At 58.7% G+C, this 13,002-nt stretch carries 14 protein-coding genes; 4 read left to right on the top strand and 10 right to left on the bottom strand.

Annotation, left to right across the window (positions count from 1 at the left end):
• Nucleotides 1-59: 59 nt before the first annotated feature.
• Nucleotides 60-722 carry a carbonate dehydratase gene (can, locus tag EBL_RS15610; RefSeq protein WP_002464002.1) on the top strand — a complete coding sequence of 221 codons (663 nt, stop codon included), beginning with the start codon at nt 60-62 and terminating at the stop codon, nt 720-722.
• Nucleotides 723-760: 38 nt separating this feature from the next.
• On the opposite strand, the gene hpt is transcribed toward can, so the two are convergent.
• The gene (hpt, locus tag EBL_RS15605; protein ID WP_002464001.1) at nt 761-1,297 is read right to left on the bottom strand and encodes a hypoxanthine phosphoribosyltransferase; all 537 of its coding nucleotides are present in this window, start codon (nt 1,295-1,297) and stop codon (nt 761-763) included.
• A gap of 210 nt (nt 1,298-1,507) precedes the next feature.
• On the opposite strand from hpt, the gene EBL_RS15600 reads away from it, so the two are divergent.
• Together EBL_RS15600 and EBL_RS15595 are read left to right on the top strand one after the other, a co-directional pair.
• Nucleotides 1,508-1,939: a PTS sugar transporter subunit IIA gene (locus EBL_RS15600; RefSeq protein ID WP_002463999.1), complete on the top strand. Its 432-nt coding sequence runs from the start codon at nt 1,508-1,510 to the stop codon at nt 1,937-1,939.
• A gap of 75 nt (nt 1,940-2,014) precedes the next feature.
• Nucleotides 2,015-3,259, top strand: a complete 1,245-nt coding sequence (locus EBL_RS15595) for a polysaccharide deacetylase family protein (protein WP_002463997.1) — start codon at nt 2,015-2,017, stop codon at nt 3,257-3,259.
• 34 nt (nt 3,260-3,293) lie between these two features.
• Here EBL_RS15595 and panD read toward each other — a convergent pair whose 3' ends face one another.
• The 9 genes from panD to thpR form a co-directional block, all read right to left on the bottom strand.
• Nucleotides 3,294-3,674 carry an aspartate 1-decarboxylase gene (gene panD, locus EBL_RS15590; RefSeq protein WP_002463995.1) on the bottom strand — a complete coding sequence of 127 codons (381 nt, stop codon included), beginning with the start codon at nt 3,672-3,674 and terminating at the stop codon, nt 3,294-3,296.
• 98 nt (nt 3,675-3,772) lie between these two features.
• Nucleotides 3,773-4,624 carry a pantoate--beta-alanine ligase gene (panC, locus tag EBL_RS15585; protein ID WP_002463993.1) on the bottom strand — a complete coding sequence of 284 codons (852 nt, stop codon included), beginning with the start codon at nt 4,622-4,624 and terminating at the stop codon, nt 3,773-3,775.
• Nucleotides 4,625-4,637: 13 nt separating this feature from the next.
• Complete coding sequence (gene panB / locus EBL_RS15580; RefSeq protein WP_002463992.1) at nt 4,638-5,432, bottom strand: 3-methyl-2-oxobutanoate hydroxymethyltransferase; 795 nt, start codon at nt 5,430-5,432, stop codon at nt 4,638-4,640.
• 233 nt (nt 5,433-5,665) lie between these two features.
• The gene (gene folK / locus EBL_RS15575; protein ID WP_002463990.1) at nt 5,666-6,166 is read right to left on the bottom strand and encodes a 2-amino-4-hydroxy-6-hydroxymethyldihydropteridine diphosphokinase; all 501 of its coding nucleotides are present in this window, start codon (nt 6,164-6,166) and stop codon (nt 5,666-5,668) included.
• Entirely contained in the window at nt 6,163-7,557 is a 1,395-nt protein-coding gene (pcnB, locus tag EBL_RS15570) for a polynucleotide adenylyltransferase PcnB (protein WP_217995384.1), read from the bottom strand. The genes folK and pcnB overlap by 4 nt, the downstream gene beginning before the upstream one ends.
• A gap of 48 nt (nt 7,558-7,605) precedes the next feature.
• Nucleotides 7,606-8,511: a tRNA glutamyl-Q(34) synthetase GluQRS gene (gene gluQRS / locus EBL_RS15565; protein WP_002463987.1), complete on the bottom strand. Its 906-nt coding sequence runs from the start codon at nt 8,509-8,511 to the stop codon at nt 7,606-7,608.
• 60 nt (nt 8,512-8,571) lie between these two features.
• A complete protein-coding gene (gene dksA / locus EBL_RS15560) occupies nt 8,572-9,027 on the bottom strand; it encodes an RNA polymerase-binding protein DksA (protein WP_002463986.1) in 456 nt (151 codons plus the stop codon).
• A gap of 176 nt (nt 9,028-9,203) precedes the next feature.
• Nucleotides 9,204-9,908 carry a DNA/RNA nuclease SfsA gene (sfsA, locus tag EBL_RS15555; RefSeq protein ID WP_002463985.1) on the bottom strand — a complete coding sequence of 235 codons (705 nt, stop codon included), beginning with the start codon at nt 9,906-9,908 and terminating at the stop codon, nt 9,204-9,206.
• An 11-nt stretch (nt 9,909-9,919) separates the two neighbouring features.
• Nucleotides 9,920-10,447, bottom strand: coding sequence for an RNA 2',3'-cyclic phosphodiesterase (gene thpR / locus EBL_RS15550; protein WP_002463984.1), 528 nt, complete (start codon nt 10,445-10,447; stop codon nt 9,920-9,922).
• Between the two features lie 72 nt (nt 10,448-10,519).
• Here thpR and hrpB point away from each other — a divergent pair, with 72 nt between their 5' ends.
• Nucleotides 10,520-12,958 (top strand): ATP-dependent helicase HrpB, encoded by a 2,439-nt coding sequence (gene hrpB, locus EBL_RS15545; protein ID WP_002463982.1) that lies wholly within the window; start codon nt 10,520-10,522, stop codon nt 12,956-12,958.
• The last annotated feature ends 44 nt before the right edge of the window (nt 12,959-13,002 follow it).

Genomic DNA, 13,002 nt, shown 5'->3' with positions numbered 1-13,002 from the left:
AACGAGTTGCTCTATATTACTGCAACGTATTTATCCTGGTTACAGGTTATTAACTTCTAATGAAAGACATTGATACACTCATCAGCAATAACCGTCTGTGGTCAAAAATGCTGGGTGAGGAGAACCCGGGTTTTTTTGAGAATCTGGCGCAAGCACAAAAACCCCGCTTTCTGTGGATTGGATGCTCTGATAGCCGCGTACCGGCAGAACGGTTAACTGGCCTTGAACCTGGTGAGCTGTTTGTTCACCGCAACGTGGCAAACCTGGTTATCCATACGGATCTTAACTGCCTGTCTGTGGTCCAGTACGCCGTTGATGTGCTGGAAGTCGAACACATTATTATCTGCGGCCACTACGGTTGCGGTGGAGTGCAGGCTGCGGTAGAAAACCCGGAGCTGGGCCTGATTAACAACTGGCTGCTGCACATCCGCGATATCTGGTTTAAGCACAGCTCCCTGCTGGGGGAACTGCCCGCCGAGCGCCGCCTGGACACCCTGTGTGAACTGAACGTGATGGAGCAGGTATACAACCTGGGCCACTCCACGATTATGCAGTCTGCCTGGAAACGCGGCCAGCGCGTGACTATCCATGGCTGGGCGTATGGTATTCACGACGGGTTACTGCGCGATCTGGATGTGACCGCAACCAGCCGTGAATCACTGGAGCAGCAATACCGCAACGGGATCTCTAACCTGAAGCTGACCCACCACAGCCATAAGTGATCACGCGGTAGCGTATCAGGGGCCTTCCGGCCCCTTTTTTATTCGTCCAGCAGCGTCACTTTGCCAACATAGGGCAGGTGGCGGTAGTTCTGGGCGTAGTCGATACCGTAGCCGACCACGAACTCGTCCGGAATGGAAAAGCCGATGTATTTCACATCCACATTCACTTCGCGGCGGGAGGGTTTGTCCAGCAGGGTGCAGATAGCCAGTGATTTCGGCTCACGCAGGCGCAGGATCTCGCTAACCCGGGAGAGGGTATTACCGGAGTCGATGATATCTTCCACGATCAGCACGTCTTTACCGCGGATGTCTTCATCCAGATCTTTGAGGATTTTCACATCCCGGGTGCTGGCCATGCCGCTGCCATAGCTGGAGGCGGTCATAAAATCCACTTCATGCCCGACATGCACTTCACGGCACAGATCCGCCATAAAGATAAACGAGCCGCGCAGTAAACCCACCAGCACCATATCACTGCCGCTGTCGCGGTAATCTTCAGTGATCTGACGCCCCAGCGCCGCAACACGCGCTTTGATCTCCGCTTCCGGAATCATCACTTCAACAGTATGTTTCATTTACCCAACCAAATGATTTATATGAAAAATCATCGGCATCTGCCTGTTTTTTAGCCAGTGCCGGATATTCAGGCGTTGCAGTATATCAGTAAATCCCCGTGGGTTGGTCAACCTTAATAAAAAGGGTCATTTTTTTTATTCCCGTGACCCCTGACCGGTACAGGTTTGCGCACCACGCTACACTGAGAAACGCAAACAAGGAGGGATACGATGCTGGGATGGGTGATTGCCTGCCATGATTATGCGGCGCTGGATATTCTCCAGGGCCTGGAGCAACGCTTTGGCCACCAGGAGCAATGCCTGGCGGTGAATTACTGGCAAGGGCTTAGCGCAAATATGCTGGGACGCATGATGTGCGATGCATTACACCGGGTAGATAGCGGCGACGGGGTTATCTTCCTGACGGATAAAACCGGGGCGGCCCCCTACCGGGCGGCGGCGCTGCTCAGCCATAAACATGCCCATTGTGAAGTGATATCGGGTGTGAATCAGGCGCTGCTGACGGATATGCTCCCGCTGCGCACGCAGCTGAGCAGCCAGCTGTTCCGGGAGCGTATTGTCACCGCCGGGGGGGACGGGGTCACCAGCCTGTGGCATCAGCAGCAAAAGAACCCGCCTTTCCGGTTACGCCGTAGCGGATAATTTGGTACTGGCCCGGGGTTTGCTACAATCCGGGCTATTCCTTTCCCGAAGGCGAACGCCTGCAGTAGCCGTGCTATGTATTTGCGTCTTGTTTTTTGTCTGTTATTACTGACCGGCCTGCCGGTCCAGGGCCGGATGCTGTCCGGCCACACGGAAACCCCTCTTCTGTATATGCAAACCCGCGAACCGGCCGCTATCTGGTCCCGGGTGGGGGATAAGGTTATCCCTGTGGGGACCCTTGCTGGCGGGCAGCTGATTGCCGTGGTGCCGACGGTGGCGGACTACTACGAATTCACCTTTGGCTTTGGCAACGGTTTTATTGATAAGGCGCACCTGAAGCCGGTGTTGGCTACCCGGCGGGTGGAAGACAGCCTGGGCGACCTGCATAACCCGCCCACCAACCAGAATTTGCTGACCTTCCAGGACGTCACCATCTATAGCGGCCCGGCCAATGACAGTGATCCGCTGGGGACGCTGGCGGCCAATTTACGCTACCCGATTATTGGCAAACTCAAAGATCGCCTCAACCAGACCTGGTATCAGATCCGGATTGGCGGCCGTCTGGGGTGGGTGAGTAGCCTGGATGCTGAGCTGGATAACGGCATCGCGATTCTCACTTACCACCACATCCTGCGCGATGAAGAAAACACCCGCTTTCGCCACACGTCAACGACGACCTCCGTCGTGGCGTTCAGTAATCAGATGACCTGGCTGCGCGAGCAGGGCTATAGCACCCTGACCATGTATCAGTTGGAGGGCTACCTGCGTAACCGGCTCAACGTACCGGCCAAATCGGTGGTGGTCACCTTTGATGACGGGCTGAAATCGGTCTCCCGCTATGGCTGCCCGATTCTGCGTGAAAACGGTATCCACGCCACGGCGTTTATTGTCTCATCACGCATTAAGCGCCACCCGCAACAGTGGAACCCGGTGTCGCTGCAGTTTATGAGCCTCGGGGAGCTGGCCGAATGCCGGGATGTGCTGGATCTGCAGTCCCACACCCATTTCCTGCACCGGGTTAATGCCGATCACCGCCCGGTGCTGCTGAGCCGCAGCTACCATAATATTCTGTTTGATTTTGAGCGCTCCCGCCGGGCGCTGGAGCAGTTTACGCCCCGGGTGTGGTATCTCTCCTACCCGTTCGGGGGCTATAACGCAAATGCGGTGCATGCGGCCAGTGCGGCGGGGTTCCATATGGCGGTTACCACGGTGCGGGGGAAGGTGAAACCGGGGGATAATTTACTGCTGCTAAAACGGCTGTATATTCTGCGCACCGACTCACTGGATGTGATGGCCCGGCTGATTTCGAACCGCTCCTGATACAAAAACGCCCCCGGGCGGGGGCGTCAGACCATTATGCAACCTGAACCGGCACCGCTTTCGCTTTGCGTTTCATGTTGTTGTCTTCATCAAAGTAGGCCACTTTCGGCTGCCAGGTGCGCGCCTGTTCATCCGGGACCGTGATGTAGCTGGCAATGATCATGATGTCGCCCACATCCGCACAGTGTGCGGCGGCGCCATTCACAGAAATAATTTTAGAACCGCGTTCTGCGGCAATCGCGTAGGTAGAGAAGCGCTTACCGTTGGTGACGTTATAAATATCGATGGCTTCATATTCCAGAATGCCGGCCGCCTCAAGGAAATTCTGGTCAATAGCGCAGGAGCCTTCATAGTGAAGGTCTGCCTGGGTCACTCTGACGCGGTGGAGTTTGCCTTGCAGCATTGTACGAATCATGGCTTAAACCTTAGTGACTAAAAGAACGAACAGAGCGGGGCTGCCCCCGCCGGACTATTATCGCGGGCAGTATTGCCCGTTTTTTCACCGCTGTCTACTTATGCCAGTTCTACCTGCATATTGTCGATCAGGCGGGCTTCACCCAGCCAGGCGGCCATCAGAATCACGGCGCGTTTGCTTTCTGCCGTCAGTGATTCCAGAGTGTCTGCGTCGCGGATTTGCAGATCGTCTGCCCGGAAGCCTTTCTCATTCAGGGACATGGCGGCCAGGGTGAGGATCTCTTCTTCATCGCGATCGCCGGCGCGCAGTTTATCTGCCACTTCGCTCAGCACCTGGTGCAGGCCCGGGGCGATTTTACGCTGTTCGCTGGTCAGATAACCGTTGCGTGAACTGAGGGCCAGACCATCTTTGGCGCGCATAATAGGCACACCAATAATCTCAATGTCATAGCCCATATCGGCAACCATTTTGCGCAGCAGCGCCAGTTGCTGAAAGTCTTTCTCACCGAAGCAGGCAATGTCCGGCTGGATCATGTTGAACAGCTTACTGACAATGGTCGACACGCCGCGGAAATGGCCCGGACGGCTGGCGCCTTCCAGAATGGTGGACAGCCCGGGGACATCCACATAGGTCTGTTTTTCAAGGCCTTTCGGGTAGATTTCCTGCACGGCCGGGGCGAAGACCAGATCCACACCACGGCGGTTCAGTTTTTCGCAATCTTCCTGCAGGGTGCGCGGGTAGCGCGCCAGATCTTCCGGGCGATCAAACTGCATGGGGTTAACAAAAATACTTACCGCTACGACATCCGCCCGGGCTCTGGCTTCGTCTACCAGTTTCATGTGCCCGTCGTGCAGGTTACCCATGGTGGGCACCAGCGCAACGCGTTTGCCTTCCTGACGCCAGCGCCGTACTTGCTGGCGTAACTGGGGTAAGGTTTCGATAATTAACACAACCGTTCTCCTGTCAGTAGAAACTGTGCTCGTCAGCCGGGAAGGCTTCCGATTCAACCTCGGCAATATACTGGCGTACCGCTGCGCGGATATCGCCGGTTTGTGCGAGGAAATTTTTTGAGAATTTAGGCGTGTGACCGCCGGTGATCCCCAGCGCATCATGCATGACCAGAATCTGGCCATCCGTACCTTTACCGGCCCCGATCCCGATAACCGGAATACTCAGCGCCTGGGTGATACGTTCAGCCAGCGGCGCGGGCACACACTCCAGCACCAGTAACTGGGCGCCTGCGGCTTCAATTGCCAGCGCATCGTCAAACAGGGTCTGGGCGGCTTCATCACCGCGGCCCTGCACTTTGTAGCCGCCAAAAATATTCACGGACTGAGGGGTCAGCCCCAGGTGACCACACACCGGTACGGCGCGTTCGGTGAGCATTTTCACCGTGTCGGCCAGCCAGCGGCCTCCTTCGATTTTGACCATATTGGCCCCGGCGCGCATCACGGTGGCGGCGTTTTCAAACGCCTGCTCTGGTGTGGCGTAGGCCATAAACGGCAGGTCGGCCATCAGCAGGCTCAGGGGCGCGCCGCGGCGGACAATTTGCGTGTGGTAGGCAATTTCATCAACGGTAACAGGCAGAGTAGAGTCATGGCCCTGAACGGTCATGCCGAGTGAGTCACCCACCAGCAATACGCCAATACCCTCTTCGGCAAACAGTTTGGCGAAGCTGTATTCATAAGCGGTGATGGTGGCGAATTTTTTATGCTGTTGTTTCAGCTGGCGTAGATTTGCAACGGTCGTCGGTTTCATAATACCCCGGACGGCTATTCCTCTGACATCTGAGTCTGGATCAGGCGCTAACAACACAGTCTGACTGGCCCGGGGGCGCGCTATTGCGGCAACCTGCGTAGCCATACCCGCTGTCAGAAACGAAAAAGCCTGGCTGTGAATAGATAGCGCATTCTGTAAGATATGGGCCAGGATTGCCAATGTTTTGAGGGGCGATTAGCGGTAAAAGGCACTAATCGCCGACCCGGCGCGGGCTAGTCTGCGCAATCGTTGTCCTGCCAGCGGGGCGGGGGAGGATCGGATAGCTCACTCAGGCACTGTTTCAGGCTTTCACCGGTCGGGAAAACCAGATCCGGGGCAATCTCATACAGCGGCCACAGCATAAACATCCGGTTGTGCATATCGTAGTGCGGTACGGTCAGGCGCGGGGTATTAATCTGTTGATTGCCAAACAGCATAATATCCAGATCAAGGGTGCGCGGTCCCCAGCGTTCGGCTTTACGCACCCGGCCACTTTCCTGCTCAATACGCTGGGTATTATCCAGTAACTGCTCCGGCGTCAGCGTGGTATCCAGCGCCACTGCCGCGTTGAGGTAGTCCGGCTGATCCTGCGGCCCCAGAGGAGGGGTGCGGTAAAACGCGGAGACCGCAACCACCGTGCTTTGTGGGATCTGCGCCAGCGCGCGCAGCGCGCCGGTAACCTGCTCCAGCGGAGAGGCCAGATTACTGCCCAGCGCAATATAACAGCGGATCACCCATTGCCCTCGCGGCGCGGTGCCGGGCGCTTGCGCGGGCGGCGCGGACGGCGGCGGGCAGGATCATCACCCAACTGGTTGATCATCTCTTTTTGTAACGGCGGCGCGGCAACCTGGAATTCAGCCCACCAGGTGGCCAGGCGTTGCAGCTCGCCGTTGTGCTCCACTTCAGCCCGCAGGGCGAGCAGATCAAAAGCGGCGCGGAATTTCGGATGCTCCATCAGCTTCCAGGCGCGACGCCCCTGGCGGCGGGACATCCGCAACTGTAGCTGCCAGATATCGCGAATCAGCGAGGTAATGCGCTTCGGAATCGCCAGCGCGCGGCAGGCTTCATCCAGCACATCGTTCATCGCCAGGGCGAAGGCGTCAAACCACGGCAGGCCGCTCTCCTGGGCCAGTTTCTGGGTCATCTCCAGCTGGGGATACCACAGCATGGCGGCAAACAGAAACGCCGGGTTCACCCGCATGTTGTTATGGATGCGGTTATCGGTATTTTTCAGCACCTGGGCGATGATGCGCTCCATCGGGCTGTCGCCGTTTTCGGTGAAGTAGCGCGTAATGGTCGGGAACAGGGGCTGAAAGAGTTGATATTCACACAGCAGGCGGTAGGTATTGTAGCCGTAGCCGGACTGCAATAACTTCAGCGACTCTTCATAAAGTCTGGCGGCGGGAACATCATTTAGCAGCGTAGACAGGCGCGGGATAGGCTCGCCGGTGGCGGGCTCAATGGTCATATTCAGTTTGGCGGCAAAGCGCACGGCGCGCAGCATGCGGACCGGATCTTCCCGGTAGCGGGTTTCCGGTGTGCCAATCAGGCGAATGATCCCGGCACGCAGATCGTTCAGGCCGCCCACATAATCCCGGACGGTAAAATCCGCAACGCTGTAGTAGAGGCTGTTAATGGTGAAATCCCGGCGCTGGGCGTCTTCTTCAATGGAGCCGAAGATATTGTCGCGCAGCAGCATGCCGTTCTGGCCGCGCTGGGACTGCTGGCGGTCGGCCTGCTCTTCGTGGTGGCCGCGAAAGGTCGCCACTTCAATGATTTCCGGGCCAAACATCACATGGGCCAGACGGAAACGGCGCCCCACCAGGCGGCAGTTACGGAACAGTTTACGCACCTGATCCGGGGTGGCGTTGGTGGTCACGTCGAAATCTTTTGGTTTTTTGCCCAACAGCAGATCACGCACACCGCCGCCGACCAGGTAGGCTTCGTATCCTGATTTATTCAGGCGATACAGCACCTTCAGCGCATTTTCACTGATGTCTTTACGCGAAATAGAGTGCTGCTCCCGGGGGATCACCGTTATGTGTGGTTGTGTGTCGCGCGCCGTCTCCACGCTATCATCGCGGTTCAACACCTTGCGGCAAAAATTAGCGACTCGGGTAAAAATAGTACACCTCGGTTGTGTCTGTATTAGGCCAAAAAAAACAGCGCATAATCATAGCTCAGAGTGGGGCATTTGAGAATGACGTATTGTTGCCCCTGCCTGGGGGATACGCGCCACAGACCAGTTGCGAACGGCCAGGGCCAGTATTTGCTCAAGGGATAAGTCCTGCCAGCCGGTGATGGCGGGCTGCTGTAAAAACTGCAGTGCCGCCAGAATAACCGGCCTGGCATCCCCCTGTGGCAGCGCTGGCGCATGGTTCTGCTTGGACAGTTTATTACCCTCGTGATTCAGCGCCAGGGGAAGATGCAGATAATCAGGCACCGGCCAGCCAAAGTGCTGATACAGCGAAATCTGGCGCACCGTGGGGGCTATCAGATCGGCACCGCGCACGATTTCCGTCACGCCCTGAAAATGGTCATCCACCACTACCGCCAGATTATAGGCAAATAAACCGTCCCGGCGGTGGATAATAAAATCTTCTGCCGCCATGGCTGGGTCTGCCACCAGCGGGCCACGCAGCACATCGTGAAACTGCGTGACCGGGTGCTGCTGGCGCAGGCGGATGGCGGCAGGCGTAGTGCCGGGTGTGCGCTGGTCGCGGCAGTGGCCGTCGTAAAATCCCCCCAGTTGCTGGACTCGGCTACGGGTACAGGTGCAGTAGTAGCTGAGCCCGCGCTGATGCAGCCACGCCAGGGCTTCCCGGTAGGCATCATGGCGCTGAGACTGCCAGAGCACGTCACCGTCCCAGTGCAGGCCGTAGTGTTCAAGCTGGTGCAGGATAGTCTGTGCGGCTCCGGGGATCTCCCGGGGGGGATCGATATCTTCAATGCGGACCAGCCAGCGACCCTGACGGGCGCGAGCCTGGAGGTAGCTGCCCAGTGCGGCGATCAGTGAGCCAAAATGCAGCTCGCCAGAAGGGGAGGGGGCAAATCGCCCGGTGTAATGTTTTCTTGCCATCTAAAAAATGAGGCGGGAAAATTCCCGCCTGTGTTTAGTATGTGGGTGAACCCGGCACTGTCAGCCTGCCATCTGCTTTTCGCGGATCTCTGCAAGGGTTTTGCAGTCGATGCACAAATCAGCAGTCGGACGCGCTTCAAGGCGGCGGATACCTATCTCAACGCCACAGGATTCGCAGAACCCGAAATCTTCGTCTTCTACTTTTTTCAGCGTTTTTTCGATCTTTTTGATCAGCTTGCGCTCGCGATCGCGGTTGCGTAATTCAAGGCTGAACTCTTCTTCCTGAGCGGCACGGTCGACAGGATCCGGAAAGTTGGCGGCTTCATCCTGCATATGCGTTACGGTACGATCAACTTCATCCCTGAGTTGATTGCGCCACGCTTCCAGAATGCGTCTGAAGTGCGCCAGCTGGGCTTCGTTCATATATTCTTCGCCCGGTTTCTCCTGATACGGCTCAACCCCAGCGATGGCCAGAATACTCAGGGACGATGTTTTACGGTTTTGCCCTTCTTGCATGTTGCTTCTCCTTAACACGCACTATCGGTCCCCATATCGGGGGAAAATCAGGCCGCTATAAATAGCAGATGCTTTTCCGGATGGCAATTACATAAACTCATCCCTTGACAAGCCTGTGAGGAACAGCTTATTTACGCCGCAGCCCGAACACGAAATATACTTTATATGTCCTGCCGTTATGGTGAAAACGGCACAGGCATTTTCAGACATATCTCCTGCCAGGAAAGTTCCGCCTTCCAGGCGAAAATTTCCACCCCTTTGTGCCGCGCTTCATCGATTAATTGTCCGTAGCGGGTGTCAATATGGCGTGCCGGAGATACCTGATTAATACCGGAGTGTAATACCGTAAACAGCAGCACGGCCCGCTCGCCGCCTTCCACCACTTTTATCAGTTCCCGTAAATGCTTCTGGCCCCGTTCGGTGACCGCATCCGGAAAATAACCCTGCTGGTTATCCAGCAATGTGACGGATTTCACTTCAATATAGCAGTTAACCCGGTCATCCGCCTGGAGCAGAAGATCAATGCGGCTCCCTTCGGCGCCGTATTTAACCTCCTGGCGCAGGTGGGGATAGCCGCTGAGGGGCGCTATCCGGCCTGCCAGAATCGCCTCTTTTGCCAGGGTGTTTGCCCGCATCGTATTAACACAAATCAGGTCACCGGCGGCGGTTTGTGTCAACTCCCAGGTATGCGGGTATTTACGCGTTTTACTGTCTGAGGTGGAGTACCACACCGTGTCGCCCGGCGTGGCGCACCCGGTCATGGCGCCGGTGTTCGGGCAGTGCAGCGTAAACACCTCGCCCCGGGTGTCGACCACATCGGCAAGAAAGCGCTTGTAGCGCTTGATCAGGGTGGCTTGCCTGAGGGGCGGTACGAATTCCATAACCATATTCCTTACACTAATGGCCAGCTGTGTAGCGCCTGATACCGGGTTCGCCCCCGGGAAAACTCGCTGGCAAACAGGGTGAATTCTTGCACGTCCGTCGTCCAGCAAAACCCGGGCGGCGGCAGCGCCACCGGGCGTGTTGCCTGACGGTAGAGCGTGATATGCGGATGAAACGGCGCATTGCTCTGGTGGCAGCCATTACGGGCCGCCTGGGCACGCAGCAGGTCTGCCAGTTGTATCAGCCCCCTGGGGGGCTGGCGGGTGCCAAGCCAGACCACGCCCGGGCGGGGCCAGTGGCCGGCATCGTCCAGGCGCAGGGTAAAGCGCGGCTGGCGTATCCGCCCGGCAAGGGTCATTAACGCCTGCTGTTTTTCGGGGCTGACATCCGCGAGGAACGCCAGCGTCATATGCAGACTGGCCCCGGCAACGGGCCGCCCGGTGTGTTCCTCAAATGCCTGTGCCCGCCAGCTGACCAGCTGGCGCTGAAGCCGCGCGGGCAGGGACAGGGCGAAAAAAAGGCGCTGTGACTCGGGCATGGTTCTCTCTCGGTAATAGGATGGCGGGATGCTACAATGCTCAGCCAACGATGTTAACCCCTGGAGAATGCTGTGTCCTCTCTTCCGGTGGCAGTGGTACTGCCTGAACTGCTCGACGCACTACACCGCTGCCCGCAGGTTTTACTGAGTGCGCCCACCGGGGCGGGTAAATCCACCTGGCTGCCCCTGGCGCTGTTAAACGATCCTGATATCCACGGGCGGATTTTACTGCTTGAGCCCCGCCGCCTGGCGGCGCGTAACGTGGCACAGCGCCTGGCAGAACAGCTGGGAGAGCAGCCTGGTGAAACCGTGGGCTACCGGATGCGGGCCGATAACTGCACCGGCCCGACGACACGCCTGGAAGTGGTCACCGAGGGGATCCTCACCCGGCTGATTCAGCAGGATCCGGAGCTGAGCGGTGTGGGGCTGGTGATTCTGGATGAATTTCACGAGCGCAGCCTGCAGGCGGATCTGGCCCTGGCGCTACTGCTGGATGTGCAGCAGGGGCTGCGGGACGATTTGCGCCTGCTGGTGATGTCCGCCACCCTGGACAATGAGCGCCTGCAGGCCTGCCTGCCGCAGGCACCGCTGATTGTCTCCCGGGGGCGCAGCTTCCCGGTTGAGCGCCGGTATCAGGCGCTGGCGAGCCATCAGCGCCTGGAAGAGGGGGTCGCCCAGGCCGTTAGCGCCTTACTGGGCAGTGAGAGCGGCTCGCTGCTGCTGTTTTTACCCGGCGTGGGCGAGATTCAGCGGGTGATGACCCTGCTTGAAGAGCGGGTCAGCGGTGACGTTATGCTGTGCCCGCTGTACGGGGCGCTGCCGCTCAGCGAGCAGCGCAAGGCGATTCTTCCCGCCCCGCCGGGGCGCCGGAAAGTGGTACTGGCGACCAATATTGCGGAAACCAGCCTGACTATCGAGGGGATCCGCCTTGTGGTGGACGCCTCCCTGGAGCGGGTGGCGCGGTTTGACGCGCGCACCGGCCTGACCCGGCTGGTGACCCAGCGCATCAGCCAGGCCTCCATGACCCAGCGCGCCGGGCGTGCCGGGCGCCTTGAGCCGGGGATCTGCCTGCATCTGATCGGGGCTGAACAGGCCGAGCGCGCAGCGGCCCAGAGTGAACCGGAGATCCTCACCAGTGATCTGTCCGGCCTGGTGCTGGAGCTCAGCCTGTGGGGATGCCAGGATATCGCGCAACTGTGCTGGCTTGACCCGCCACCGGAGATTAACCTGGCGGCGGCGCGGGCGCTGTTGCAGCGTTTACAGGCCCGGGATAGCCAGGGGCAACTGACCCGCACCGGGCGGCAGATGGCGCAGCTGGGGGTTGATCCCCGGGCCGGGGCGATGCTGGTCAGGGCCAGTGAGCCCCAACGGGGCACCGCCGCACTGCTGGCGGCGATTATTGAAGAGCCACCGCGCGGCGGGGACGGGGATTTACGCTCTGCCCTGCACCGCAGCCAGCCGCACTGGCAGCAGCGGGCCCGTCAGCTTATCCGGCGGCTGGGGAGCCGCCAGTCACCGGGGCCGGTTGATTTTGACGCAGTGGGGCAGCTGCTGATGTACGGATTTGCCGATCGTCTGGCCCGCCGCCGCGGCCAGGAAGGGCGCTACCTGCTGGCAAACGGCATGGGGGCGATGCTCAACAGCGACGATGCCCTGACCCGCTATGAGTGGCTGCTGGCGCCGTTGCTGTTGCAGGGCAGCCAGAGCCCGGACGCGCGCATTTTGCAGGGGTATCCGGTGGATATTGATACGCTGGTGGCAGCGTGCCCCGACGTGCCGGAGCAGCAGGACAGCGTGGAATGGGACGAGACGCGCGGCACATTAAAAGCGTTTCGCCGCTGGTGTATTGGCCGTCTGGTGCTGCGCGAGCAGCCGCTGGCCAAACCCGGGCCTGAGGTGCTCGAGCAGGCGATACTTAACGGTATTCGCGACCGGGGGCTGAGCGTGCTGAACTGGACACCCCAGGCGCAACAATTGCGCCTGCGCCTGCACTGGGCGGCCCGGTGGTTACCCGAGGAGAGCTGGCCGGATGTCAGCACTCAGGCACTGCTGGACAATCTGGAAAACTGGCTCGGGCCGTTTCTGAAGGGGGTGGATTCACTCAGCGCGCTGAAGAAGGTGGATCCGGAAATGGCATTAGGATCATTACTGAGCTGGCAGCAGCGCCAGCGACTGGATAGTGAGCTGCCAACTCATTACACTGTGCCAGGCGGCAGCCGGATCGTTATCCGCTATCATGAGGATAACCCCCCGGCGCTGGCGGTACGTATGCAGGAGATGTTTGGCGAGGCACAAACGCCGGTGATTGCCCGGGGGCGGGTAGCGCTGACGCTGGAGCTGTTATCGCCAGCCATGCGTCCGCTACAGATAACCCGGGATCTCTGTGCTTTCTGGCAGGGGGCCTACCGGGAAGTGCAAAAAGAGATGAAAGGGCGCTATCCCAAACATGTCTGGCCGGATTCGCCCGCAACGGCGCAACCGACCCGGCGCACCAAAAAGTATTCGTCCTGATGCCTGGCGGCATCCGGGATGATTGCCGTATTGCTATTTGAGAG

Source organism: Shimwellia blattae DSM 4481 = NBRC 105725 (assembly GCF_000262305.1).
Lineage (GTDB): Bacteria > Pseudomonadota > Gammaproteobacteria > Enterobacterales > Enterobacteriaceae > Shimwellia > Shimwellia blattae.
The sequence above is the reverse complement of the archived record's forward strand: the minus strand, read 5'-3'. Positions and strand labels throughout refer to the sequence as shown.